The organism is Actinoallomurus rhizosphaericola (assembly GCF_024055675.1).
GTDB lineage: Bacteria > Actinomycetota > Actinomycetes > Streptosporangiales > Streptosporangiaceae > Actinoallomurus > Actinoallomurus soli.
The window spans coordinates 49,115-73,472 of sequence record NZ_JAMXMW010000011.1 but is presented as its reverse complement, the minus strand read 5'-3'; the positions used below and the strand labels follow the sequence as shown (position 1 = coordinate 73,472).

Genomic DNA, 24,358 nt, shown 5'->3' with positions numbered 1-24,358 from the left:
GATGCCGCTCGCCGCCGCCCGTACGATCATGGCCGTGGACTGGAGGCGGGGCCGGAGCGCGGCAGCGTCGCGCCGAGGACTCGCCGCGCCTCGGTGAGCGACGGCCCGTACCACTCCAGGTGCCGGCCGCTCACCAGCGCCACCGGAACGCCGGGGAACATCTCGGGCCCGTCGGCCGCGGAGAAGGCATAGGGCTCGTCCGGCAGGACGACCAGGTCCGGCCGCCGGCCCAGCATCTCCGCGACGGTGACCTTCGGATACCGCTCGTCGGCGTGGGCGTACAGGTTGGCGACGCCGAGCCGCGCGAGGAGGTCGCCGGCGAAGGTGTCCCGGCCGAGCACCATCCAGGGCCGCCGCCAGATCGGGACCACCGCCGTCACCTCGGGCGGCGGGGGCGGGCCGAGGGCGTCCGCCCACATCGTACGGGCGTCGGCGAGCCACCCGGGCGGGTCCTGGCCGCACGCGGCGAGCATCCGTTCGAGGCTCGTCAGCGCCTCCGGGAGCGTACGGATCACGGTCACCCAGACGGGCACCCCGGCCGCGCGCAGCGCGTCGAGGTCGGCCGGGCGGTTCTCCTCGAAGTTGGCCACGACCAGGTCCGGGGCGAGTTCGACGACGCGGCCCACGTCGGGGTTCTTCGTGCCGCCGACGCGCGCGACCCCGAGGCCGGGCGGCTGCACGCACCAGTCGGTGGCGCCCACCAGCAGGCCCGGGGCCGTACGCGCGATCGCCTCGGTGAGGGACGGCACGAGGGACACCACGCGGCGGACGTCCCGAACGGGATCGAACGGGACGCCGAGGTCGTCCGCTCGGACCGGGGCGCCGCGCGGCCGTGCGGTCATTCCGGCGCGGGCCCGTCCAGTGCGGCCAGGAACTCCTCCGGCGTCATCAGGCCGGGTTGCAGGCCCTCGTGGGCCATCCGGTTCGCCAGCCGCCGCAGCAGGTCGTTGACCGGGGTCGGCACGCCGTGTTCTCGGCCCAGGAGGACGATCTCACCGTTCAGGTAGTCGGCCTCGATGGTGCCGGTCCCCCGGCGCAGGCTCTGGTAGGACGAGCCGCCGCCGCGCTCGCGCCCGCGGATCGGTCGGGTCTGGAACGGCAAGCCTCCGCCGCCGAGCACGTCGATGCCCGCCGCTCGCAGGCACGCCTCGCCCTCGTCCCGGGCGAGGCGGGCGATGTCCGCGCCCCGCTCGCCGGGCCCGATGACCGCCTCGACGGCGTTGCCCAGGTTCATCAGAAGTTTGCCGTACTTGTAGCGCATGACGTCCGGCCGTGCCTCTGACACGAAGGTCGCGCCCGCGAAGGCCGCCGCGAGGGACTCCGCCGTGCCGTCCACGCCCCCGGGATACCGGCCGACGTCCAGGCCGCCCGTTTTGGCGACGGCGTAGGCCTCGACGACGCCGGGTTCGAGGAACGCCGACGGCAGCAGGACGCAGACGCCGTACACGCGGGGGAACCGCCGGAGGGCGAGGCGTTCGTTCTCCACGCCGTTCTGGGCGCAGGCGACGGCGACGTCCGGCGGTGCGACGGCCGCCAGCTCGGCCAGCGCCGGCAGGGTGTCCTGCGTCTTCATCGCCAGCAGGACGACGTCATCGGGCCGGAAGGTCACCTTCGACGGCCGGTCGGCCACCGGGACCGGCAGGGTGACGCTCTCGTCCGGGGTGTCGAGGCGCAGTCCCCGGTCGCGTAGGGCCTCGTAGTGTGCGCCGCGGGCGATGAGCGTCACGTCGTGCCCGTGCTGGAAGAGCCGGGCTCCGATGACGCCGCCGACCGCGCCCGCGCCGTAGACGACGAATCTCATACGTCGGTGACCCGCAGGCCCGCGTGGGCCTTGTAGCGCCGGTTGATGGAGATCAGGTTGGCGGTCAGCGCCTCGACCTGGCAGGCGTTGCGGAGCCGCCCGCCGTAGACACCGCGCACGCCGCCGATCCGGCCGGCGAGGGCCTGCACGGTGTTCGTGGCCTCCCGGTCGTCGCCCAGGACGAGGACGTCGAGGTCGACCTCCTCGACGGCCGGGTCGAGGAGCGTCACGGCCGAGACGTGGTGGAAGGCCGCGACCACGGTGCTGTCGGGCAGGGCGGCCGCGGCCTGCTGGGCGGCGCTGCCCTCCTCGACGGGCAGCGCGTAGGCGCCCCGCTTGTCGAAGCCGAGCGGGTTGACGCAGTCGACCACGATCTTGCCGGCCAGTTCCTCGCGGAGGGACTCCAGGAGAGCCTTGTGGCCGTCGTACGGCACGGCCACGATGACGAGGTCGGCCTCGCGGGCGACGGCGGCGTTCTCCGCGCCCCGGACGGTCAGGCCGTGCCCGAGGCTCTCGGCGGCCTGCTGGGCGCGTTCGGCCTTACGCGACCCGATGATCACCTCGTGGCCGGCGAGGGCGAACCGGCGCGCCAATCCCTTCCCCTGGTCGCCGGTGCCGCCCAGGATGCCGATGGACAGACCGCTGACGTCGGGCAGCTCCGCGTGCTGAGTGCTCATAGTGGACGATCCTGCCAGGCGTCCTCAGGACCGTCCCGCGCCGGGTACCGCGGCCATGGCGGCGCCGATGATGCCCGCGTCGTTGTGCAGCTCGGCCGGGACGACCGGGGTCCGGACGTCCTTCAGCAGGGGCACGAAGTGATCGGCCTTCTTGCTGACGCCGCCGCCCAGGATGATCAGCGACGGCCACAGCAGGTCCTCGATCCGCTGGAGGTACTCCCCCAGCCGCTTGGCCCAGTCGTGCCAGCTCCAGTCGTGGACCTCACGGGCGTGCGCGGAGGCGCGTCGCTCGGCGTCCTTGCCGCGGATCTCGATGTGCCCGAGCTCGGTGTTCGGCACGAGCCTGCCGTCGAGGAACAGGGCGCTGCCGACCCCGGTGCCGAGCGTGAGCATGAGCACCGTGCCCGGCCGGCCGCGCCCCACGCCGAAGGTCATCTCCGCGACTCCCGCCGCGTCGGCGTCATTGAGCAGCGTCACGGGCACCCCGCTCGCCTCCGCGAACAGGTCGCGCGCGGCCAGGTCGATCCAGGCGTCGCCGAGGTTGGCCGCCGTACGGACGACGCCGTCGACGACCACGCCCGGGAAGGTCACGCCCACCGGCCCCGTCCAGCGGAAGTGCGAGACGATCTGCGCGACGACCCCCGCCACGTCCCGGGGCTGCGCGCCGTCCGGAGTGGGAAGGCGCAGCCGGTCGCGGGTGAACTCGCCCCTGTCCACGTCGACCGGCGCGCCCTTGATGCCGGACCCGCCGATGTCGACCCCCAGAATCTCCATGGGCAATACCTACCTGAGATCGCCGACACCTAACAAAGTGCACGTGATCTCACGATCCGTGCGGCACGATGGACGCCATGGACGCGAGTCAGGTGGCGGCTCTGCGAGAGCTGCTCGCGACGACCGGCTGGCCGGAGCGGACGCGGGAGTTCGCCCGGGCGCTGCGCTCGTCCGCCCGGACGCCGGGCGGCCTGCTCGTCTTCGGCCCGCCCGACGACGAGCCGTGGCACCTGGCCGCGCACCTGGACGACGAGAGCCGGCTCGGCGGCCTACCCGAGCTGACGCCGACGCTGGTGCGCTGGGAGCCCCCGCCGGGCGCTCCGCCGCACCTGCGGGTCGGGCTGGAGCGCCTGGAGGCGGCCCGGCGCGGCGAGACGCTCATCGTCGTGTCCGAGGAGGACGAGTCGCCCGCGCCGCTGCTGGAGCGGGTGGACGACGCGCGCCGCGTCGGCGCGACGATCCTCGCGGTCGACACGGGCGACCGCGAGCTGGAGGGCCTCGCGCACGAGGCGCTGACGGTGCCGGCCGACGACCGGCTCGTGTCGTTCGACGCCGCCCAGCACCTCGTCAGCGCCGCCGCCGGAGAGCCCCAGCTCAAACGCGGCCTGCGCCTCCGCCTGGCCCGCCTCCTGGAGACCATCAGCGGCCCCACCGTCCCCTGACGGCCGGGACGGTCCTAGAAGTCGTCGTCCTGGCGGCGCCACTGCTCGTTGCGCTCGGCGGCCCGCTGCAGGGCGTGAGCCGCCTCGTCCTCACTGGCGTAGGGACCCATCCGGTCCCGGTCCGGGCAGCCGGGCCCGTGCTCGACCCGCTGGTGCTTGAGACAGAAGAACCACTTGCCCTCGTCACTCATCGCGACCTCCGATCATGGTGTCATCTGTGCCCCGGCTGGCTGACTACACTCCAACAGCATGACGACGCAACTCCAGCCCGGTCACGTTTCCCCGATGCGCAAGGTGCCGGCGGAGATCCCCCGGCCGGAGTACGTCGGCAAGAAGACGCCGCGGACCGGAGAGCCGGACGTCAAGACTCCCGAGATCATCGAGAAGATGCGGGTGGCCGGGCGGATCGCCGCGCAGGCGCTGGAGGAGGTCGGCAAGCAGATCCGGCCGGGTGTCACGACCGACGAGCTGGACCGGATCGGGCACGAGTTCATGCTCGACCACGGCGCATACCCCTCGACGCTGGGGTACCGCGGGTTCCCCAAGTCGCTGTGCACCTCGCTGAACGAGGTGATCTGCCACGGCATCCCCGATGACACGGTCGTCCGCGAGGGCGACATCATCAACATCGACATCACCGCGTTCAAGGACGGCGTGCACGGCGACACGGACGCGACGTTCCTGGTCGGCGAGGTGGACGAGGAGTCCCGCCTGCTCGTGGAGCGCACGCACGAGGCGATGATGCGCGGCATCAAGGCGGTCCGCCCGGGCCGGCAGCTGAACGTCATCGGCCGGGTCATCGAGTCCTACGCCAAGAGGTTCGGCTACGGCGTGGTGCGCGACTTCACCGGGCACGGCATCGGCACGACGTTCCACTCCGGGCTGATCGTGCCGCACTACGACGACCCGCACGCGACGACCGTGATCGAGCCGGGCATGACGTTCACGATCGAGCCGATGCTTACGCTCGGCACGATCGACTACGAGATCTGGCCGGACAAGTGGACGGTCGTCACCAAGGACCGCAAGCGCACCGCGCAGTTCGAGCACACGATCCTCGTCACGGACTCCGGCACGGAGATCCTCACTCTCCCGTGAGATAGACCTCCTCGCGGGTACGTACCGCGCCGTGGCCGACAGACTCGGGACGTACCGCCAGAAGCGCGACGCGAGCCGCACGCCGGAGCCGGTCCCCGGCGAGGGGCCGCTCCCGCACGGCGAGGACGACACGTTCGTCGTCCAGGAGCACCACGCGCGGCGGCTGCACTGGGACTTCCGACTCGAACGCGACGGGGTGCTCGTCTCCTGGGCGCTGCCCAAGGGCCTGCCGGACGATCCGCGGACGAACCACCTCGCGGTGCACACCGAGGACCATCCGCTGGAGTACGCGTCCTTCGCCGGGGAGATCCCGAAGGGCGAGTACGGCGGCGGCCAGGTCACCATCTGGGACCGTGGCACGTACGAGACGGAGAAGTGGACCGACCGCGAGGTCAAGGTGGTCCTGCACGGGAGTCGCGTCTCGGGCCGGTACGTCCTGTTCCCGACCCACGGTCAGAACTGGATGATCCACCGGATGGATCCGCCGGTCGACCCGGACGCGGCGCCGATGCCCGAGCGCGTCGACCCCGTACGCCCGGAGCGGCGGGAGCGCCTCCCCCGGCGCGCGGACGCGTACGGTTTCGAGTTCGCCTGGGGCGGCCGCCGGCTGATCGTCTTCTCCGACCGCGGCACGATGCGCGCCCAGGACGGCGACGGGAGGTCCGCCAAGGCCCCGTCCGGCCTCGGGGAGACGATCTCCGCCCACCGGGTCGTCCTCGACGGCGAGCTCGCCGGCGTGGACGGCGGCGAGACGTACATGGTCTTCGACCTGCTCCATCTGGACGGTCGCACGCTCCTCGACGAGCCGTACCGGCGGCGGCGGGAGCTGCTCGACGGACTCGGCCTCGCCGGGCCGCGCTGGCAGACGGCGCCCTGCTTCGACGACGGCGAGGCGGTACGCGCGGCGGCGCGCGAGCAGGGGCTGCCGGGCGTGGTCGCCAAGCGTCTCGACGCCCCCTACCGGCAGGAGAAGGCCGACTGGCGTCTCATCCCGGTCCCGGGGCCGTGACCTCCCGAACCGTCTCCCGGACCGGGCCCGAGGACGCGATACCTCCGCCTCGACGGCGATTCTGAGGAAGATCGGAGAGCGCCGCACCTCCGGGTCGGCGGCTCTCTACGCTACGGCGGGTCGTACGCACGCGTCTGGAGGCATTCCGTGAGCGGTTCCCGCTTTCTCTTCCCCATGCCGGGAGAGCCGATCCTCGACACCTACGACCGCCTCCGGCAGGCCGGCCCGGTCGTCCCCATCGAGCTTCCCGGCGGCGTGGCGGCGTGGGCGGTCAACAGTTACGCCGGGGTCGCGGACCTCCTCGCGCGGGACAACAAGGTGTTCTCCCGTGACCCCCGGCACTGGAACGCCCTCCGCGACGGCGCGGTACCGCCGGACTGGCCGATGCTGCCGCTCGTCTCCGGGGACCACCTGCAGGTGAAGGACGGCGCCGACCACCGGCGGCTGCGGGGCCTGATCGCGCGGGCCTTCACCGCCGCGCGGGTCGAGGCGCTGGCCCCGCGGATCGCCGAGATCACCGCCGCGCTCATCGAGGAGATCGCGGAGGCGGGTGACGGGGTCGACCTGGTGGCGGCGTTCAACGAACCGCTGCCGATGTCGGTCATCTGCGACCTGTACGGCGTGCCCGTCCCGGACCGCGCCCGGCTGCGCGGCTGGACCGTCGCGATCCTCTCGCACACGAGCACGGGCGAGGAGGCGGCCACGGCCCACGGGGAGCTGCTCTCCTACCTCGCCGCGCTGGTGGAGCTCAAGCGCCGGCAACCGGGCGACGACCTGACCACCGGCCTCGTACGGGCGCACGACGAAGAGGACCGCCTGTCGGACGGCGAGCTGGTCAGCGCCCTGTGGGTGATGCTCATCGCGGGCCACGAGACCACCGTCCACCTGCTGGGCAACGCGATCGTGGCGCTGTGCGCCCACCCGGAGCAGCGGGCGCTGGCCGTCTCCCGTGACCTGTGGCCGGAGGTCGTGGAGGAGACCCTGCGGTACCGCAGTTCCGTGATCGGATCGCCCTTCCGGTACACCGTGACGGACGCGACCGTGGAAGGGGTCGACATCCCCGCCGGTGAGGCGCTCTGGGTGAGCTACGCGCACCTGGGCACCGACGCCGCGCGGTACGGCGACGACGCCGGCCGGTTCGACATCACCCGTGAGCAGACCGGGCACCTGGCGTTCGGCCACGGCCCGCACTTCTGCATCGGGGCGCCGCTGGCCCGGCTGGAGGCGCGCATCGCCCTGCGGGCGCTGTTCGGCCGATTCCCGGAACTCGGCCTCGCGGTGGACCCCGCCGCCATCCCGTACACGCCGTCCCTCATCACCCACGGGCCCATGGCGCTGCCGGTGCGCCTCGGGCGGATCGAGGACCGGCCCGCCGGGCGGCCGGCGCCCGAGCCCGCCTGACACGTGATCCGCACGGATCGATCCCGTGCCCGGGCCCTTCCGGGTACGGGGTCATGGGCCTCTCAGGCGGCGGTCGGATTCGCGTCGATCGCGGGAACCGCACCGGCGCGTCGCGCGTCCGTTAATCCCGAAGCGGGCTACAGTCCGCGCGTGGCAACAAAGCGGGTGATCTTCACATGATGGGCCATACGCATGCGCTGGCGGGGGCGGCGGCCTGGCTCGGGACCGTGCCGTTCCTGGCCGACTACGGGATGCGGATGACCCCCGGTCAGATGGCGGCCGGAGCGGTCGTCTGCGCCGGAGCGGCGCTGCTGCCCGACCTCGACCATCACGACGGCACGATCGCCAACACGTTCGGGCCGGTCACCCGCGCCCTGTGCAAGGGCATCGCGGTCGTGTCGGGCGGGCACCGGCACGCGACCCACTCGCTGCTGTTCTGCATCGGCATGGCCCTCGGCGCCGACTGGCTGTCGGAGCACCTGGTCCAGGCGTGGTGGGTGATGCTGTTCCTGATCATCGGCCTCGGACTCCGGGGGATCGGAATCCGCGTCCCGGAACGTGAGCACTTCGACGCGCTGCTCAACGCCGCCATCGCCGGCGGCCTGACCTTCCTCATGGCGGGCATGCACTTCGCCGGGCCCGGCCTCGGCACGCACGGGTTCACGCTGGGGTGGGCCGGGTTCGCCGTGGGTCTCGGCTGCCTCGCGCACGTCGTCACCGACGGCATCACGCCGCAGGGCTGCCCCGTCTTCTGGCCGGTCCCCTGGCGCCTCGCGATCCCGCTGGTGGGCAGCACCAACGGCACGGTGGAGAAGTGGGTGGTCACGCCCCTGCTCACGCTCGGCATCGTCATCCTCGGCGTCCGTTCCTCGGCCGGGTCCTTCGCGGCGCACTGGCTCGAGCACAACGGCGGCTGACCTCGCCGGCCCGCGCGGCCACCCGGCCCGCGCGGCCACCCGGCCCGAGCCCTCCCCGGGCCCGTCCGCCTCGGCCCTCCGCCGGCCCGGCGGGCGGGCCGTCCCCCGGCCCGGCGGAGACATGACGGACCTCGGGGCGCCGTGCCGCTTCACCCGCCGACCGGCTGGGAAGAGCAGTGGTGTGGGACACATGACGCGATGGGGCGTCACCATGATCACCGCGCTCGTCCTGGTCGCCGGGTGCGGAGGCGGCGACGCGAACAAGACGAACACGGCCGCGACCACGACGCCGCCCGGGCCGCCGGGCCAGGCCGCCGGGCTGCGGCTGGAGCAGGACTACGAGCGGGTCGTCAAGACGGTCCTGCCCTCGGTCGTGCAGATCGACACCGACACCGGGCTCGGTTCCGGGGTCGTCTACGACAACAAGGGTGACATCATCACCAACGCCCACGTCGTGGCCGGGGCCAACCGGTTCACGGTGACGACGGCGACGGGGAAGAAGGCGCTTCCCGCGACGCTCGTCGGCCAGTACGCCCCGGACGACCTGGCGGTCGTCCGGGTGAACGGCGCGTCGCTGCGGCCCGCGCGGTTCGGCGACTCCAGCCGGGTGGCGGTGGGCGAGATCGTGCTGGCGATGGGCAACCCGCTCGGCCTGTCGGGCAGCGTGACGAGCGGCATCATCTCCGCGGTGGGCCGTACGGTCTCCTCCCAGCGCGAGGGGGCGTTCCCCGGCGCGACCATCGCCGGGGCCGTGCAGACCAGCGCGCCCATCAACCCCGGCAACAGCGGTGGCGCGCTCGTGACGCTGCAGAACGAGGTCATCGGCATCCCGGCGCTGGCCGCCACCGACCCGCAGATCGGCGGCGCGGCCGCCGGGATCGGATTCGCGATCCCGAGCAACACGGTCAAGCTGATCGCCGATCAGCTGATCAAGTCGGGCCGGGTGACCAACTCCGGCAGGGCGGCGCTGGGCGTGACCGTCCGGGACGTCGCCGACCTGTCGGGCAACGTCGTCGGCGTCGGCGTGGTGTCGGTGACGAGGGACGGTCCCGCCGACAAGGCCGGGATCCGCACCAACGACATCATCGTGTCGCTCAACGGCACCAAGACGCCGAGCACCTCGGACCTGTCCGACGTCCTCGCCGTCCTCAAGCCCGGGCAGGTCGTCCCGATCGTGGTCCAGCACCCCGACGGCACCAAGACCACCGCCCGGATCACGCTCGGCGAGCTGCCCGGCTGACCGGACGCGGCCACGCCCGGCGCCGGCGACGGGTTCCGCCGTGCCCCCGCACCGTCCGGATCAGCCGGCCTCGCACTCCGCCCGTACGTTCAGGGCCGGTCGACCGCCGCCAGCGCGTGGTCGGTGACCTCGCGCAGCCGGCGGCGGACGCTCGGGTCGTACGCGTCCCGGTGCGCCGTGGACCGCGTCATGCCGTCGAAGAACAGGCCCGTCCCGGTCTCGTCGGTGACCAGCCGCAGGACCGCGTCACCGCCCTCCTCCACCGTCGACCACGGGGTGATGCCCGCCTCCCGGACCATGGCGGTGTCCATGTAGGTCGCCGGGTGGACGCAGTTGACCGCGATGCCGTCCAGCTCCGCGGCCAGGTCGAAGCTCCACGCCGCGAGCGCGAGTTTGCTGCGGCAGTAGGCCAGGGTCCCGGTGTACCGGCGTTCCATCGTGAGGTCGTCGAAGTCGATGACGTCCTGGCCGAGCGAGCCCTCGTTGACGATCCGGGAGCCCGGGCCGAGCGCCGGCAGCAGCAGACGAGTGAGGAGGACGGGCGCGAGGTAGTTGACGGCCCAGTGCAATTCGTGGCCGTCCGTGGTGATCCGGCGGCCCCCGGCGCTGCCGACGCCGGCGTTGTTGATCAGGACGTCCAGCCGGGCGCCCTCCGGGTGCCCGGCCTCCTCCGCGGCGAGGTCGGCGCGGACCCGGGCCGCCAGGTCCCGCACCTCCGCCAGTGAGGACAGGTCGGCGAGGTACGGCCGGCCGCCGGTCTCCGCGGCGAGCTTGTCCAGTTTGCCCTGGTCACGGCCGTGCAGCAGAACGGTCATCCCCCGCTCGGCCAGGCGGCCGGCGAGATACCGTCCCACCCCGGCGGTGGATCCGGTGATCAGTACGGTGGTCATGATCCGATCCTGGTACGCGGCGGCGGTGCGGTGCCAGGTCTCGCCCGACCTGGTATCGCGGCCACCACCTAACGCCGGAAGTCGATGCGGTCGTGCTGGAAGTCGAGGGTGACGCTGCTGAAGTGCCGGAGCTCGTCCGAGCCGAGCAGGCCGGCGACGCCCATGCCGAGGTCGACCACCGCCAGCGACGTCGCCCGCAGCGGAACGCCGCCGATCGTCCAGCGCCGTATCTTGACGATCGGAACCAGTCCGCTGCCCGTCACCCCCTGGACGCGGTGCTCCTGTCCCGTGCGCGGCAGCCGCAGCCGCCGGACGAGGCTGCGATCGACGGAGGAGTTGGACGATCCCGTGTCCAGGACGAAGTCGTACGGGCCCGTGCCGTTGACCCGCACCGGGACGAAGAGGAGGGTGCCGTCACCGCTGTGGATCACTCGCATCGGCAGCGAGAAGCTCTTGCCGGTCTCGAACGGGTCGGGCACGCCGGGAGAGACGGGCGCCGACCGCACCGGAGACGTCCGCATGCGGGCGGACCCGGCGGGCGTTCCGACGGTGAGGTCGGCGGCCGGCCGGGCGCGTGTCTCGGCGCAACCGGCGGCAAGCGGCAGCAGGGCCGCCAACAGCAGCCTGGTGATCATCGTGCGGGACACACGGACGGACGTTCCCGCAGGCAGGCCGGCTAACCGTGGCAGCCGCCAGGCGGGCAGGCCGGCCGGCCGGATCGAACGCCCGGCGGCACGGACGCGCGCCGGGCGAAACGGTCACTCCTGGCTGTGCGCCCGCTTGTCCAGTGACGCCAGGTAGGCGTTGTAGTCGGCCAGCTCGTCGTCCTCCTTGCGCGCCGCCGCCCGGTCGGCGCGGCGCTCCTGGCGGCGTGCCACGCGCTGGTCCGCCACGAACCACTGGAACACGATCGCGAGCAGCACGATGAACGTCGGAATCTCCCCGAACGCCCACGCGATCCCGCCGCCGGTCTGCTGGTCGACGAGGATCGACGGCCCCCACGACCGGTGCAGCGAGTTGTACCAGCCCTCCGCGATGGGCTTGCCGAGCTCCATCAGCGCGATGCCGAAGAAGGCATGGAACGGCATGGTGACGAACAGCAGGAGGATCCGGGCGATGTACGGCAGCCGGCGCGGCGTCGGGTCGACCCCGATGAGCACCCAGAAGAAGAGGCTGCCCGCGGCCATGAAGTGGACGAGCATCGCCAGGTGGCCGACGTGGGCGCGCATGAGGTAGCCGAACAGCGGCGTGAAGTACAGCACGTACGTGCTGCCCATGAAGATGACCGTGGCGACGGCCGGATGGCCGATGAACTTGGCCCCCCGGCTCTTCAGGATCGCCGCGAGCCACTCGCGCGGACCCCGGTCGCCGCGGACCGCGGCCGGCTTCAGCGCGCGCAGCGCGAGCGTCACCGGAGCGCCCAGCACGAGGAAGATCGGGGTGAGCATGGACAGCGTCATGTGCTGCACCATGTGCACGCTGAACAGCACCGGCGCGTAGGTCGCGGCGCCGGTCATCGTCACCGCGACCACGGTGGCCAGGCCGACGAACCAGGAGACGGTCCGGCCCACCGGCCACCGGTCGCCGCGCCGGCGCAGCCGCGTGACCCCGGCGAGGTACAGGCCGCCCATCACCACGACGAGGGCCCCGAAGAACAGGTCCGGCCGCCACATCGTCGCCAGCCGGCCGAGGGTGACCGGCGGCGGCATGTCGAAGCCGAGCAGGCTGCGGATCGGCGACTCCTCGGCGGACGGCGCCGGAGGGGCGGTGCGGGCGAGCGCGACCGCGACGCCCATCGTGGCGGCCATCACGAAGGCCTCGGCGGCGAGGAGGCGCACCAGGGGCCACGGCGGGCGGCCGACCGGCGGTCGCGTGTAGCCCTTGGGGTTGTGCGCCATGACGGCGGGCAGCGTGCGCTCGCGGTGCAGCCACCCGGCGACGCCGAGGAGGACGAACAGCACCATCTTGACCAGGACCAGCCGGCCGTAGTCGCTGCTGAACAGCTGGGCGGGGTCGGGCAGCCGGGAGACGGCGTTCGCGACACCGCTGACGCCGACCGCGATGAAGCACCACAGCGCCATCCGGCTGAAGCGGTGTGCGGCCACGCCGAGATGGTCGCCGTCGTGAACGGCGTGCCAGGTGAGCACCAGCAGGCCGCCCACCCAGGGCGCGAGCGCGACGACGTGCATCGCCAGCCCGCTGATCGCCAGTTCGTGGTTGGGCGAGGTCGCCGAATGGCCGGTGAGCGGCGGCGGCAGCAGCGCGACGAGGGCGACGACGAGCAGTCCCGCCGCACCGCCGAGCGTGGCCGCGGTCCGGGTCAGCAGGGCGATCATCGCGGTCAGCAGGACCACGATCATCAACGCGGTGCCCTGGGGCAGCTGGCCGACGTAGCTGGACAGCTCGTTGCCGCCGGCCACCTTCCCGACCGGCTCGCCGAGGACGTCGGAGACGGTGAAGAGCAGGGTCGCGGCGGCGCCGGCCGCCCAGACCGCGGCGATCCAGGACGTGGCGCGGATGTAGCGCACGGCCTGGGGGTCCATGACGCCCTTCGCCGAGGGCAGCATCGTCACGGCGAACAGCAGGGTCCCCACGGTGAGCGCGCCGCCGAGGTCCATGGCCAGGCGGGCGACCGGCAGGCCCCAGCGGGTCAGCGTGCCCGCGTCGGCCAGCCCGCTGATCACCTTCTCGCGGACCGCACCGCCGGCGACCAGCGCGATCAGGAGGGCGGCGAGGCTCGTGAGCCCGACGAGCACCGCGACGGCGTACGGCCGGTGACTACGCACGGGAGACCGACCGCGAGAGGAGGACGGCTGCGCTCGGCGCACCGGCGTGGGCGGCGGCACCGGAGCGGTGCGCGGGCGGGATGTTCATCATGGCGAGGCGGTGGTCTCTCCGGATCGGAAGGTATCCCGGATCGCTCCCGGCACGACGTGACCGGCACGCGGCCTCCTCGGCCGCCCGCCCGCTCGCCGGGATCGCTCTCCGGACCCCCTCAGCTTATTCACCGTAGGGCGTCGCGGGGATACGGACCGGCGTATGGGGCAGGGCGGCCGTCCGCTCTCAGAGGCCCGCGCAGGTCAGCGCCTGCCGGTACCGCAGAGGCCCGCGCAGGCCGGCGCCTGCCGGTACCTCAGAGGCCCGCGCAGGCCAGTGCCTGCCGGTACGCGTCGGCCCGCTGCTGCGGGGAGCCGGCGTCCGACAGCAGCTCGGCGAGCCGGAACCAGCCCTGCGCCGCCTCGCGGGAGGGGCCGATGCCCCGGAGGCACGTCATCGCCCGGTCCAGTGTCGCCGTGGCCTCCTCCGTACGGCCCAGCCGCAGGGTCGCCTCGGCGAGCGCGATGAGGGCTCCGGCGGTGGCCGGCCGGGGCTCGTCGCCGAGCAGCTCCAGCGCCTCGTGGGCCCGGTCGGCGGCCCGCTGCGGCTCGCCCACCGCCAGCTCCGCGCGGGAGAGCTCGGTCAGGCACCAGGCGATGTCGACGTCGGCCGCCCCGGTCGCGGTGCGCTCGTGGAGGGCGCGTTCGAGCTCGTCGCGGGCGCGTCGCGCGTCCTGCGGCCGGGCCAGCAGCATCAGGGTGGCGTACTCCCCCCGCAGCCGGCTGGCGTCGCGCAGGTCGGCCACCTCGCCCAGGAGGGCCAGGGCCCGTTCCCCGTACGTCACGGCCGCGCCGAAGTCCGCCTTGTGCTGGGCCACCAGGGCGGCCTCCCAGTAGGCGGCGATCCGGGCGACGGGGCTGCCCGTCGCCTCGGCGTGCTCCACCAGCCTCTCGGTCAGCTGCCGGGCGCTGACGAGGTCGCCGCGTTCCAGGTAGACGCCGACGAGGGTGGCGCCGAGCTTGACCGTCTCGTCGCTCCACGGCCCCTGTTTCGCGGTGACCCGCGCGAACGCGCGCTCGGCCACGGCCGCGCTCTCCGCCAGGTTCCCGTTGTCCCGGTGGCAGCGGGCGGCGGCGACGTTGACCCGGATCCACTCATCGGTGTCGTACTCCGGCGACAGCGTCGATCCGAGGGCGGCGAACTCGCGCAGCGCCTCCTCGATGGCGCCGGCCGCCTCGAGGGCGAGGGCGTGGCCCCAGTGCGCGCGGCGCGCCGGCTCGGGGAGGCTGGTCAGCGCCGGGTCGGCCAGCAGTTCCGCGAAGCGGTCCCGCGCCTCCGCCGCCCGGCCGCCCCGTAGCGCGGACTCCGCCTCGTCGAGCGTCGTCTGCAGCCGGTCCTGCGTGGCCTCGTCGATGCCGCTGGACAGGTAGGACGCCGAGCAGCCGAGCTTGCGTGCCAGGAGCCGTACGACCTCCGGGGTGGGGGTGCGCTTGCCGCTCTCGATCAGGGAGACGTAGCTGTCGGACAGCTCGGGGAGGGCCAGTTGCGCCTGCGAAAGACCCTTACGCATCCGTGCCCAGCGGATGCGTTGCCCGAGCGATTGGTGACTGTCCACATTGACCCACTTTTACCGAAACAATCAACAGAGAATCAGGAGGAGTGGTCGACTCCGGGTCGCGGCTCACGAAGGGCCGTACGGCACGGCCTTCGACACGGGTGCGGTTCCCCCGTGAACCAGGACAGTTCAACGATCACGCCTCTCATCAGCGGCGAACCGGCCGCCCCCATGCCGGCCGTCCCCCGTCGCTGACAATACTTGTACCAGAAAGGATAGTTTTCCCCGTCTTCTTACAGAAGACCTTTTTACGGACTTCGAAACCTGCGGCGCCGACCGCGCCTGGATCGCCGCGCGCGGACACGCGCTTCACGGCCGATCTCCGCAAAGCCTGAGCGCGATTCACCCCAATACCCATCCATCACGGAACCACACCCCTGCACCGCCGGCACGTGCCGCCCGGCGCGCCGCCGTCCCCCCGCACGACGGGCGTGTTACCTGCATACGACCGATGTGTTACATCGATACCGGGTGGTCCGGAACGCCGCCCGGGCGGCTAGTCTTCCCCCGTCCCCCTTACGGCCCGAGACCCTGACGATCCCCTCGCCCGATCGATTCGTCGGAGGCCGTACGCCCAGTCCTGCGAAACGGAGCCCCCGAATGACGACGCGGCTGGAGGCCGGAGGTCCCCTCGACCGCTCCGGAGGTCCCCTCGACCGCTTCTTCGAGCTGACCGCGCGCCGGAGCACGGTCGCACGCGAGGTACGCGGCGGCGTCACGACGTTCGTCGCGATGGCCTACATCATCCTGCTGAACCCCATCATCCTCGGCGGGGCCACGGACGTCACCGGCGCGAAGCTGTCGATCCCCCAGCTCACGACGATGACCGCGCTGGCGGCGGCGATCTCCACGATCATCATGGGCCTGGTCGGCAACGCGCCGCTGGCCCTGGCGTCCGGCCTGGGCATCAACGCGGTCATCGCCTTCCAGGCCGCGCCGCACATGACCTGGCCCCAGGCCATGGGCCTCGTGGTGCTCGAGGGCGTCATCATCGTCGTCCTGGCCGTCACCGGGCTGCGCGAACGCATCATGAACGCCATCCCGCTGGCCATCAAGCACGCCATCGCCGCGGGCATCGGCGCCTTCATCGCGCTGATCGGCATGGTCGACTCCGGCTTCGTCAGCCCGGGCGACGGCACCCCGCTGAACCTCGGCACCGGCGGCCACCTGGCAGGCTGGCCCGTGCTCGTGTTCGTCATCGGCCTGCTGCTGATGATCGTGCTGTACGTCCGCCGCGTCCCCGGGGCGATCCTGCTGAGCATCGCCGTGGCGACGGTGCTGGCGGTGATCATCAACAGCAACGCCACGATCGCGGCCAAGGCGTGGGGCACGGTCGTGCCGAAGCTGCCCTCCAAGCTCGTCTCGACCCCGGACTTCGGGCTGATCGGCAAGGTCGACCTGTTCGGCGGCTTCGGCAAGGCCGGCGTGCTGACGGCGCTGGTCCTGCTGTTCACCCTCGTGCTGAGCGGCTTCTTCGACGCGATGGGCACGATCCTCGGCCTGACCGAGGAGGCCGGACTGCTCGACGAGGAGGGACGGGTTCCCAAGCTGGGCCGCATCCTCGCCGTGGACGGCCTGGCCGCGATCACCGGCGGGCTCACCAGCTCCTCCGCGGGGACCGTGTTCGTCGAGTCGGCCGCGGGGATCGGCGAGGGCGCCCGGACCGGCCTGGCCAACATCGTCACCGGCATCCTGTTCGCGCTGACGCTGTTCCTCACCCCGATCGCGGCCGTCGTGCCCGCGCAGGCGGCCGCGCCCGCGCTGGTGATCGTGGGGGCGCTGATGATGACCCAGGTCGCCAAGATCGCCTGGTCCGACCTGGACATCGCGATCCCGGCGTTCCTCGCGATCGTGGTGATGCCCTTCACCTACTCGATCACCAACGGCGTCGGCGCGGGCGTCATCGCCTACACCGTGATCCAGACCGCCCGCGGCCGGTGGGCCGGCTGGCTGCTGTGGCTGATCTCGGTGGTCTTCGTCGCCTACTTCGGCATCACCGTCATCGAGAAGATCTTCGGCATCTCCTGACAGAGCGAGGTGGAGCCATGCTCATCCATCCCTGGGACGCGGCCGACGAGGACGAGTGGCGCGCCTGGCTCGGCGAGCACGACTTCGGTCAGCTCATCGCCGCCGGGCGCGGGCGCGACGTGCCGATCGTCGTGCCCACCCACTTCACGTTCGACGGCGTACGGACCGCGTGGCTCCACCTGGCCCGGCCCAACCCGGTCTGGGCGGCCCTGGAGGAGAACCCCCGTGCGCTGCTCACCGTCGTCGACGACTACACCTACGTACGGTCGGAGTGGAACGCCGGCGCGTCGACGCCGGACGGCCGCGGCGTGCCGACGTCGTACTACGCGACCGTGCAGCTCGCCTGCGACGTGCGGATCGTCGACGACCCGGCCGAGAAGGCGGAGCTGCTGAACCGCCAGCTCGGCCACTTCGAGCCAGGCTCCGGACGGCTGCCGGTGTCCGCCGAGGACGACCCGGACCGGCGGCAGCTGCCCGGCATCCGCGGCATCGAGCTCACCGTCACCGACGTCCGCGCCAAGTTCAAGTACGGCGGCAACAAGGAGGTCGAGCACCGGTACGCGATCGCCGCCCGTCTCGAGGAGCGCGGCGGGCGCGCGGACCTCGCGGCGCGTGGTCACCTGTTGCGGCGCGTATCGATAACGTAGGACCTCAGGTGTGCCGGGAAGTCTGGTCGGCTCTGTCTTTGTCATCCCCTTAGAGAGGCAGTGGCCGTGTCAGGCGTCGAGAGGTTCGGGCTGGCGATCCTGCTGATCGCGCTCGTCGGCACCGTGGCGGTGCTGTCCAACCGCTTCAGCGAGCGCACGCGGATCCCCGCGCCGGCCATCTTCCTGCTGTGCGCGGCGGTCGCCTCGGACCTGTGGCCCCGTCTCGGCGCGGTCTCGATCCCGACGATCCAGAAGGTCGTCACCGTGGCGCTCGCGGTGATCCTGTTCGACGGCGGGATGCACATCGGCCGGCGGAGGTTCCGGTCCGCGGCCGGCGCGACGATCTGGATCGGTGTCGCCGGAACGCTCGTCACCGGCGCGGCGGTCGCCCTGCTCGCCCACTACGGGCTCGGCATCGACTGGCGCCTTGCGATGCTGCTCGGCACCGCCCTCTCACCCACGGACCCGGCCGTGGTGTTCTCCGTCCTGGGCCGCAGGGAGATCGCCGGGCGCACCGGGACGCTCCTGGAGGGCGAGTCCGGGGCCAACGACCCCGTCGGCATCGCCCTCCTCGTCGCCGTCCTGGGCGCCACGGGCGGCGGTGTGTCGGCGATCGGACACGTCACCGTCGTCTTCGTCGAGCAGATGGCCATCGGCGGCGTCATCGGCGTCGCCGGAGGAATGCTCCTGCTGGCCTTCATGCGGCGCGTCCCGCTGCCCAGCGAGGGCCTGTACGCGCTGCGGGTCCTGTTCGGAGCGCTGGCGGTGTACGGGCTGGCGACGGTCGCGCACGGCTCGGGCTTCCTCGCCGTGCTCGTCGCCGGGATCGTGCTCGGCGACGAACGCGCGCCGTACAAGCGGGAGATCGAGCGGTTCCATTCCTCGCTGGCGAGCCTCGCGGAGATCGTCGCGTTCACCATGCTCGGTCTCACGATCAGCCTGCGGGGCCTGGGCGACGGCGGCGCGTGGTGGATCGGCCTGGTCCTCGCGGTGGCGCTGGCCTTCGTCATCCGCCCGCTGTTCGTCGGCCTGCTGCTGTGGCCGGTGCGCCTGCGACGCAACGAGCGGATCTTCGTACTGTGGACCGGGCTCAAGGGGGCGGTTCCGATCCTCCTCGGCCTGTTCATCCTGCAGGAGGGCCTGCCCGGGGCCCGGCGCGCGTACGAGATCATCTTCGTGGTCGTGGCGTTCTCGGTGATCGTGCAGGGCGGCTCGGTGCCGGGTCTGGCCCGCCGCCTCAGGATCCCGCTGCGCGTCGTCGAGCCCGAGCCGTGGAGCCTGGGGGTGCGGTTCCAGGAGGAGCCCGAGGGCCTGCACCGCTACCAGGTGCAGGCGGGTTCGCCCGCCGACGGCATGAGCGTGGACGACCTCCCGTGCGGTGAGGACGTCTGGATCAGCTTCGTGATCCGGGACGGGCGCCTGGTGCCGGTGCGCGGGGACACGCTGATGCGAGCGGGGGACGAGGTGCTGGTCCTCGCCACGGACAGCCCCGATCTGGACGCGGTGTTCTCCCGGCACCGGGGAGGCCCCGCGACCTGCTGACATGATGTCAGCAAGCTTGCCGATGCGGATACATGTTGCGCCGGTCACCGTGGGCCTTTCACGGCCACCCTTAGGGGTGGAAGCACCATGAGGAGGAAACGTGAAGGTCGGCGTACCCCGCGAGATCAAGAACCATGAATACCGTGTGGCGATCACGCCCGCGGGCGTGCATGAGCTGGTCCGGCACGGCCACGATGTCCTGATCGAGCGCGGCGCCGGCGCGGGCTCGTCCATCCCGGACGAGGACTACATCGGCGCCGGGGCCAAGATCCTGGAGAGCGCCGACGACGTGTGGGCGGCCGGTGACCTGATCCTGAAGGTGAAGGAGCCGATCGCCGAGGAGTACCCCCGGATGCGGAAGGGCCAGACGCTCTTCACCTACCTGCACCTGGCGGCGTCCCGCCCGTGCACGGACGCGCTCCTGGAGAACGGCGTCACCTCGATCGCGTACGAGACCGTGCAGCTGCCGAACCGGTCCCTGCCGCTGCTTGCCCCGATGTCGGAGGTCGCCGGACGGCTCGCCCCGCAGGTCGGCGCGTACAACCTGATGCGCTTCAACGGCGGCCGCGGCGTCCTCCCGGGCGGCGTGCCCGGCGTCGCCCCGGCCAGGGTGGTCGTGGTCGGCGGCGGTGTCTCCGGCCTGAACGCCGCGCAGATCGCCGTCGGGATGGGCGCGGACGTCACGGTGATGGACGTCAACGTCGACCGGCTCCGGTACATCGACGCGATCTACCAGGGGCGGCTGAAGACGCTGGTGTCCAGCGCGTACGCCATCGAGCGCGAGGTGCTCGGCGCCGACCTGGTCATCGGCGCGGTGCTGATCCCCGGCGCCAAGGCTCCGACGCTGGTCTCCAACGACCTGGTGTCCCGGATGAAGCCGGGCTCGGTGCTCGTGGACATCGCCATCGACCAGGGCGGCTGCTTCGAGGACTCCCACCCGACGACGCACGCCGACCCGACCTACAAGGTGCACGAGTCGGTCTTCTACTGCGTCGCCAACATGCCCGGCTCGGTGCCGAACACCTCGACCTACGCGCTGACGAACGTGACGCTGCCGTACGCCGTCGCGCTCGCCGACAAGGGCTGGCGCGCCGCGCTGCGCGACGACCGCGCCCTGGCGCTCGGCCTCAGCACCCACGACGGCGCCCTGGTCAGCGAGCCGGTGGCCGAGGCGCACGGCCTCCAGGTGACCGCGCTGGACGACGTCCTCGTCTGACCCGCCCGGAACGCTCCCCCGGTCCGCGGGGCGGTGGGGAGCGTTCCACAGGTCTCCCGTATTGTGCTCTCATGGGGGAATTGATACTGCTGCGTCATGGTGAGACCGAATGGAGCCGGACGGGCAGGCACACCGGCCGTACGGACCTCCCCCTGACCTCGCGCGGCGAGGAGCAGGCCAAGGCGCTCGCCCCGCTGATCGCCGCCCGCGACATCGCGTTCACCCTGACCAGCCCCGCGCAGCGCGCCCGCCGGACGGCGGAGCTGGCCGGGCTGACCGTCACCGAGGTCGACGACCGCCTCTGGGAGTGGGACTACGGCGCGTACGAGGGGCGCACGACGCCGGACATCCGCCAGGACCGGCCCGGCTGGTACCTGTGGAGCGACGGCGTACCCGAGGGCGAGACCGCCGGGCAGGTCGGCGCGCGGACCGACGCGGTGATCGAGCGCGTCCGTCCGCACCTCGCCACGGGCGACGTGGCGCTCGTCGCGCACGGACACGTGCTCCGCGTGCTCACCGCGCGGTGGCTGGGCCTGCCGCCGGAGGACGGCCGCCTGTTCCGCCTCGACACCGGCACCGTCTCCGCTCTCGGCACCGAGCACGACCGTCCCGTCATCAGCTCCTGGAACGTCCCCGCCCGTTAGATTCAGGGGCATACGCGATCTCGAACTCGCCGACCTCGGCCACGCACGCCCGCCGGGTCAGGACACGGCGGCGATGTCCGGGCCCGCCTCGCGGGTCAGGTGCCGTGCGCGGCGGGCGTCGGGTGAGTAACGCCACTGCTCGGGGACGACGCGGGTGCCGTGGTACAGCGCCTTCAGCGTGGTCGTGGCCCACAGGTCCTCCAGCGGCGTGGCCGGCAGGCCGTACATGCGACGCGCCCAGCGCGGCAGCGTCGCCACGACGAGCGTCGCGATGCTCGGGGCGGCGAGCTTGAGCGGCAGCATCCGGCGCGGAACCGTCGGGTTGTACAGCCGCCGCAGGCCCTGCTTGGCCTCTTTGCATGCGAAGAGCTTCGGGCGGATCTCCGCGTAGTAGGCCCGCATCTCGGCCACCGAGGCGGGGATGTCGGCAGGGTCGAGCCCGACGACCGCGCCGGCGCGGCGCTGTTCGTCGACGAACGCGTCGGCCTCCTCCGGTGTCAGGGGGACTCCGGAGCGCCACGCGATGTCGAGGTAGGAGTCGACCTCCCCCATGTGCACCCATAGGAGGTTCTCGGGCTCGTCGACGCGGAAGATCTCGCCCGTGTAGGGATGGAAGCCGGTCAGCCGGGAGTGGATCCGGCGGACCCGGCGGCCGGCCCGCTCGACCTCGTCCAGCGTGCCGTACGTCCGGACGCGCACGAACTCGATCGTGCGGCCGAGCCGGCTCCAGGCCGCGTGCGGATCCATGAGCTCGGAGTTCTGCGCCGTACCCCACATGGACGGCGGGTGCAGCGCCTGCAGGATGAGCGCGCGGAAGCCACCGATGATCAGGACGGGCTCCCCCATCACCTTCCATGTCACGGATCCGGGGCCGAACAGCCCGTAATCCTCGCTCATCCGTCACCGCCTTGAGAGACCGGACCGGAGCACGGGCGCGGGGAGACGCCACGGCGCAAGTGAGTGATTATTGCCCAATTACGGACAGATCACACCTGGCGTGCCCTCAGATCGTGGTCTGCTCGCGGACCCAGGCGAGGTAGTCACCGCTCCCCGCGACGACGGGGGTCGCAATGATCTCCGGGGTGTCGTAGGAGTGCTGCTCGGCGATCCGGCCGGCCAGGGCCTCGAAGCGCTCGGCGGTGGTCTTGAAGACCACCATCCACTCCTCGGCCGACTCGATCTCGCCCTCCCACCAGTAGGTGCTGGCGATGGGGCCGACGAGCTGGGCGGCCGCGGCGAGGCGCTCGGCGACCGCGGACCGGGCGATCTCGGCCGCCTCATGACGCGAGTCGGTGGTCGTCGTCACCTGGACGTACGCCTCGGCCATGGGCGACTCCCTCCCCTGCTCGATGGTAGCCCTGACGTGCGTCGGCCTCGCCCAGCGATCACGTAATCATTTGGGATGGACCACCATCGCGCTGCCACCGCCCCGGCGGACCGGCTCGGCGACGGCCTGGAGCACGCCGCCGCCGAGGAACTCCAGGCCGGCCGCCGCGCCGATCACGCCCGCCGGCGGCCCGGGGAACAACGCGAGGTCGTGTCCCTTGGCCTTGAGCGCCGCGCCGTACCGGTCGATGAACGCCTGCTCGGCGAACGTCTGCGGCGTGTTGCGCTGGGTGGCGCGCGGCGCCGCCACCGCCTGCGGCAGCGTCATGCCGAGGTCCACGCGGTTCAGCAGGATCTGCAGGACCGTGGTGATGATGGTGGACCCGCCCGGGGAGCCGACGGCGAGGTACGGCCGCCCGTTCCGCAGCACGATCGTGGGCGCCATGCTGCTGCGCGGCCGCTTGCCCGCCGCGGGCAGGTTCGGGTCGGGGTAGCCCGCCGGGGTCGAGGACGTGAAGTCGAAGTCCGTCATCTCGTTGTTCAGCAGGAACCCGCGGTGCGGCACGGTGATCCCGCTGCCGCCGAACTGCTCGATCGTCAGGGTGTACGAGACGACGTTGCCCCAGCGGTCCGCGGTGACCAGGTGCGTCGTCTGCGGCCCCTCGTACGGGAGGTTCTGGGCCTTGCCCTGCGGGGCCGCGCAGCCGTGCGCCTTGAGGTCGCCCGGCGGCACCGGGCTCGTGGCCGCCTCGTCGGGCTTGATGAGGCACGCGCGGGAGCTCGCGAACCCGTCGGACAGCAGCGTCTTCAGCGGCACGTCGACGTACGCGGGGTCGCCGACGTAGGCGTTCCGGTCGGCGTAGGCGAGCCGGGACGCCTCCAGGTAGGTGTGCAGCGCCTGGACGGGGTCGCTGAAGTGGAAGTTCTTCATGATGTTCAGCGCCTCGCCCACGGTGGAGCCGCCTGAGGAGGGCGGGGCCATGCCGTAGACGTCCAGCCCCCGGTAGTTCACGTGGGTGGGGGCGCGGCCCACGGCGTGGTAGCCGGCGAGGTCCGAGGTCTCCATGACGCCGGGCCGTACGTTCCGGGTGGCCTTCGGATCGACGGGCGGCTTGCGCACCGTCTGGGCGATCTCGGCGCCGAGCCCGCCGCCGTAGAACCAGCCGAGGCCGCGCCGGGCGATCTGCCGGTAGGTGTCGGCCAGGTCGGGGTTGCGGAACGTCGACCCGACGGCTGGCGGCCGGCCGCCCGGCAGGAACAGCTCGCGCGTCGGCACGATGTCCTTGAACCGGTCGGCGTTGACCGCGGTCTGGTCGTAGAACTCCTGGTCGACGGTGAAGCCGTGCTCGGCCACCCTGATCGCCGGCTGGAGGAGCGTGCCGAGGCGGCGGGTGCCGAAGCTGCGCAGCGCCTTGTCCCACGTCGCCAGCGTGCCGGGGACGCCGATCGACAGGCCGCTCGTCACGGCCTCGTCGAACGACAGCGGCTTGCCGGTCTTCGGGTCGATGAAGATGTCCTTGGTCATCCGCGCCGGGCCGGTCTCGCGGCCGTCGATGGTGGAGACCTTGTGCGTCCGCGCGTCGTAGTACGTGAAGAAGCCGCCGCCGCCGATCGCGGCGACGTACGGCTCGGTCACGCCGAGGGTGGCGGCGACGGCGACGGCCGCGTCCACCGCGTTGCCGCCGTTCCGCAGCACCTCGATGCCGGCGCGGGTGGCGTCCAGGTCGACGCTCGACACCGCGCCGCCGTATCCGACCGCGACCGCCTGCTTGCCCTGGGGCGGAGCGACGGCCGGGGGGTGGCCGGGCAGGCTCCGCGCCTGGGCCGGCACGGTGAGGGTCGCCAGGGCGAGGGCGGCGAGCCCGATGACGGCGTGTCTGCGGCGCATGCGGTTCTCCTGACCCACGGTGAACGCTTGGAACGCTTGCCCCCACCATGCCACCCGGCCGCGCGGGGTTCCAGGAGATCGGCCGGACACGGCCGAAGTGTCGCGTATCTCCGAAAACCCATTTAACGGCTGTGACCTTGTTATCCACCATCAACTCGGACATCCT

At 72.3% G+C, this 24,358-nt stretch carries 23 protein-coding genes; 11 read left to right on the top strand and 12 right to left on the bottom strand.

Translation table 11 applies throughout. From position 1 onward, the window contains the following. Positions 1-26 precede the first annotated feature (26 nt). Genes NE234_RS23935 through ppgK form a run of 4 tightly spaced genes read right to left on the bottom strand, consistent with a single transcriptional unit; the run spans position 27 to position 3,252 of the window. Complete coding sequence (locus NE234_RS23935) at positions 27-842, bottom strand: helical backbone metal receptor (RefSeq protein WP_252782748.1); 816 nt, start codon at positions 840-842, stop codon at positions 27-29. After that, positions 839-1,801, bottom strand: a complete 963-nt coding sequence (locus NE234_RS23930; RefSeq protein WP_252782747.1) for a ketopantoate reductase family protein — start codon at positions 1,799-1,801, stop codon at positions 839-841. Before NE234_RS23930 ends, NE234_RS23935 begins: the two co-directional genes overlap by 4 nt. Further along, complete coding sequence (npdG, locus tag NE234_RS23925; protein WP_252782746.1) at positions 1,798-2,478, bottom strand: NADPH-dependent F420 reductase; 681 nt, start codon at positions 2,476-2,478, stop codon at positions 1,798-1,800. Before npdG ends, NE234_RS23930 begins: the two co-directional genes overlap by 4 nt. 24 nt (positions 2,479-2,502) lie before the next feature. Further along, the gene (ppgK, locus tag NE234_RS23920; RefSeq protein ID WP_252782745.1) at positions 2,503-3,252 is read right to left on the bottom strand and encodes a polyphosphate--glucose phosphotransferase; all 750 of its coding nucleotides are present in this window, start codon (positions 3,250-3,252) and stop codon (positions 2,503-2,505) included. 77 nt (positions 3,253-3,329) lie between these two features. Between ppgK and NE234_RS23915 the strand changes: the two genes are divergently transcribed. Beyond that, positions 3,330-3,914, top strand: coding sequence for a hypothetical protein (locus NE234_RS23915; protein ID WP_252782744.1), 585 nt, complete (start codon positions 3,330-3,332; stop codon positions 3,912-3,914). 14 nt (positions 3,915-3,928) lie between these two features. On the opposite strand, the gene NE234_RS23910 is transcribed toward NE234_RS23915, so the two are convergent. After that, positions 3,929-4,105 carry a hypothetical protein gene (locus NE234_RS23910; protein WP_252782743.1) on the bottom strand — a complete coding sequence of 59 codons (177 nt, stop codon included), beginning with the start codon at positions 4,103-4,105 and terminating at the stop codon, positions 3,929-3,931. Positions 4,106-4,163: 58 nt separating this feature from the next. On the opposite strand from NE234_RS23910, the gene map reads away from it, so the two are divergent. The 5 genes from map (at position 4,164) to NE234_RS23885 (ending at position 9,579) form a co-directional block, all read left to right on the top strand. Beyond that, positions 4,164-5,012, top strand: a complete 849-nt coding sequence (gene map, locus NE234_RS23905) for a type I methionyl aminopeptidase (protein WP_252782742.1) — start codon at positions 4,164-4,166, stop codon at positions 5,010-5,012. A gap of 31 nt (positions 5,013-5,043) precedes the next feature. Beyond that, positions 5,044-6,021 carry a DNA polymerase ligase N-terminal domain-containing protein gene (locus NE234_RS45455; protein ID WP_252782741.1) on the top strand — a complete coding sequence of 326 codons (978 nt, stop codon included), beginning with the start codon at positions 5,044-5,046 and terminating at the stop codon, positions 6,019-6,021. A 147-nt stretch (positions 6,022-6,168) separates the two neighbouring features. Then, complete coding sequence (locus tag NE234_RS45450) at positions 6,169-7,422, top strand: cytochrome P450 family protein (protein ID WP_252782740.1); 1,254 nt, start codon at positions 6,169-6,171, stop codon at positions 7,420-7,422. Positions 7,423-7,601: 179 nt separating this feature from the next. Further along, a complete protein-coding gene (locus tag NE234_RS23890; protein ID WP_252782739.1) occupies positions 7,602-8,339 on the top strand; it encodes a metal-dependent hydrolase in 738 nt (245 codons plus the stop codon). Between the two features lie 190 nt (positions 8,340-8,529). Next, positions 8,530-9,579, top strand: coding sequence for a S1C family serine protease (locus NE234_RS23885; RefSeq protein WP_252782738.1), 1,050 nt, complete (start codon positions 8,530-8,532; stop codon positions 9,577-9,579). A gap of 89 nt (positions 9,580-9,668) precedes the next feature. Here the strand turns inward: NE234_RS23885 and NE234_RS23880 are convergent, their stop codons facing one another. The 4 genes from NE234_RS23880 to NE234_RS23865 all read right to left on the bottom strand — a co-directional run bounded on the left by NE234_RS23880 (position 9,669) and on the right by NE234_RS23865 (position 14,901). Next, positions 9,669-10,469: an SDR family NAD(P)-dependent oxidoreductase gene (locus NE234_RS23880; RefSeq protein ID WP_252782737.1), complete on the bottom strand. Its 801-nt coding sequence runs from the start codon at positions 10,467-10,469 to the stop codon at positions 9,669-9,671. Positions 10,470-10,537: 68 nt separating this feature from the next. After that, positions 10,538-11,116 carry a retropepsin-like aspartic protease gene (locus NE234_RS45445; protein ID WP_252782736.1) on the bottom strand — a complete coding sequence of 193 codons (579 nt, stop codon included), beginning with the start codon at positions 11,114-11,116 and terminating at the stop codon, positions 10,538-10,540. Positions 11,117-11,227: 111 nt separating this feature from the next. Further along, positions 11,228-13,255: a cytochrome c oxidase assembly protein gene (locus NE234_RS23870; protein ID WP_252782735.1), complete on the bottom strand. Its 2,028-nt coding sequence runs from the start codon at positions 13,253-13,255 to the stop codon at positions 11,228-11,230. A 347-nt stretch (positions 13,256-13,602) separates the two neighbouring features. After that, positions 13,603-14,901: a helix-turn-helix domain-containing protein gene (locus NE234_RS23865; protein WP_308206918.1), complete on the bottom strand. Its 1,299-nt coding sequence runs from the start codon at positions 14,899-14,901 to the stop codon at positions 13,603-13,605. A gap of 600 nt (positions 14,902-15,501) precedes the next feature. On the opposite strand from NE234_RS23865, the gene NE234_RS23860 reads away from it, so the two are divergent. The 5 genes from NE234_RS23860 (at position 15,502) to NE234_RS23840 (ending at position 20,978) form a co-directional block, all read left to right on the top strand. Beyond that, complete coding sequence (locus tag NE234_RS23860; RefSeq protein WP_252782733.1) at positions 15,502-16,929, top strand: NCS2 family permease; 1,428 nt, start codon at positions 15,502-15,504, stop codon at positions 16,927-16,929. 17 nt (positions 16,930-16,946) lie between these two features. Next, positions 16,947-17,576 carry an FMN-binding negative transcriptional regulator gene (locus tag NE234_RS23855; RefSeq protein ID WP_252782732.1) on the top strand — a complete coding sequence of 210 codons (630 nt, stop codon included), beginning with the start codon at positions 16,947-16,949 and terminating at the stop codon, positions 17,574-17,576. 66 nt (positions 17,577-17,642) lie between these two features. Next, entirely contained in the window at positions 17,643-19,118 is a 1,476-nt protein-coding gene (locus tag NE234_RS23850; protein WP_252782731.1) for a potassium/proton antiporter, read from the top strand. A gap of 100 nt (positions 19,119-19,218) precedes the next feature. Beyond that, complete coding sequence (gene ald, locus NE234_RS23845) at positions 19,219-20,334, top strand: alanine dehydrogenase (protein ID WP_252782730.1); 1,116 nt, start codon at positions 19,219-19,221, stop codon at positions 20,332-20,334. Between the two features lie 71 nt (positions 20,335-20,405). Further along, positions 20,406-20,978: a histidine phosphatase family protein gene (locus NE234_RS23840; protein ID WP_252782729.1), complete on the top strand. Its 573-nt coding sequence runs from the start codon at positions 20,406-20,408 to the stop codon at positions 20,976-20,978. A gap of 57 nt (positions 20,979-21,035) precedes the next feature. On the opposite strand, the gene NE234_RS23835 is transcribed toward NE234_RS23840, so the two are convergent. From NE234_RS23835 to ggt, 3 genes are all read right to left on the bottom strand, one after another. Continuing rightward, a complete protein-coding gene (locus NE234_RS23835) occupies positions 21,036-21,875 on the bottom strand; it encodes an oxygenase MpaB family protein (RefSeq protein WP_252782728.1) in 840 nt (279 codons plus the stop codon). A 106-nt stretch (positions 21,876-21,981) separates the two neighbouring features. Continuing rightward, entirely contained in the window at positions 21,982-22,305 is a 324-nt protein-coding gene (gene cutA, locus NE234_RS23830; RefSeq protein WP_252782727.1) for a divalent-cation tolerance protein CutA, read from the bottom strand. A 66-nt stretch (positions 22,306-22,371) separates the two neighbouring features. Next, positions 22,372-24,192, bottom strand: a complete 1,821-nt coding sequence (ggt, locus tag NE234_RS23825) for a gamma-glutamyltransferase (RefSeq protein WP_252782726.1) — start codon at positions 24,190-24,192, stop codon at positions 22,372-22,374. Positions 24,193-24,358: the final 166 nt, after the last annotated feature.

What these genes read in the sequence shown, in the direction of transcription:
- NE234_RS23885 (WP_252782738.1), top strand. Translation starts at nt 8,530, where the DNA reads ATGACGCGATGGGGCGTCACCATGATCACCGCGCTCGTCCTGGTCGCC.
- NE234_RS23910 (WP_252782743.1), bottom strand. Translation starts at nt 4,105, where the DNA reads ATGAGTGACGAGGGCAAGTGGTTCTTCTGTCTCAAGCACCAGCGGGTC.
- NE234_RS23935 (WP_252782748.1), bottom strand. Translation starts at nt 842, where the DNA reads ATGACCGCACGGCCGCGCGGCGCCCCGGTCCGAGCGGACGACCTCGGC.
- map (WP_252782742.1), top strand. Translation starts at nt 4,164, where the DNA reads ATGACGACGCAACTCCAGCCCGGTCACGTTTCCCCGATGCGCAAGGTG.
- NE234_RS23930 (WP_252782747.1), bottom strand. Translation starts at nt 1,801, where the DNA reads ATGAGATTCGTCGTCTACGGCGCGGGCGCGGTCGGCGGCGTCATCGGA.
- ggt (WP_252782726.1), bottom strand. Translation starts at nt 24,192, where the DNA reads ATGCGCCGCAGACACGCCGTCATCGGGCTCGCCGCCCTCGCCCTGGCG.
- npdG (WP_252782746.1), bottom strand. Translation starts at nt 2,478, where the DNA reads ATGAGCACTCAGCACGCGGAGCTGCCCGACGTCAGCGGTCTGTCCATC.
- NE234_RS23890 (WP_252782739.1), top strand. Translation starts at nt 7,602, where the DNA reads ATGGGCCATACGCATGCGCTGGCGGGGGCGGCGGCCTGGCTCGGGACC.
- NE234_RS23855 (WP_252782732.1), top strand. Translation starts at nt 16,947, where the DNA reads ATGCTCATCCATCCCTGGGACGCGGCCGACGAGGACGAGTGGCGCGCC.
- NE234_RS23915 (WP_252782744.1), top strand. Translation starts at nt 3,330, where the DNA reads ATGGACGCGAGTCAGGTGGCGGCTCTGCGAGAGCTGCTCGCGACGACC.
- NE234_RS23840 (WP_252782729.1), top strand. Translation starts at nt 20,406, where the DNA reads ATGGGGGAATTGATACTGCTGCGTCATGGTGAGACCGAATGGAGCCGG.
- NE234_RS23860 (WP_252782733.1), top strand. Translation starts at nt 15,502, where the DNA reads ATGACGACGCGGCTGGAGGCCGGAGGTCCCCTCGACCGCTCCGGAGGT.
- NE234_RS23835 (WP_252782728.1), bottom strand. Translation starts at nt 21,875, where the DNA reads ATGAGCGAGGATTACGGGCTGTTCGGCCCCGGATCCGTGACATGGAAG.
- NE234_RS23880 (WP_252782737.1), bottom strand. Translation starts at nt 10,469, where the DNA reads ATGACCACCGTACTGATCACCGGATCCACCGCCGGGGTGGGACGGTAT.
- cutA (WP_252782727.1), bottom strand. Translation starts at nt 22,305, where the DNA reads ATGGCCGAGGCGTACGTCCAGGTGACGACGACCACCGACTCGCGTCAT.
- ppgK (WP_252782745.1), bottom strand. Translation starts at nt 3,252, where the DNA reads ATGGAGATTCTGGGGGTCGACATCGGCGGGTCCGGCATCAAGGGCGCG.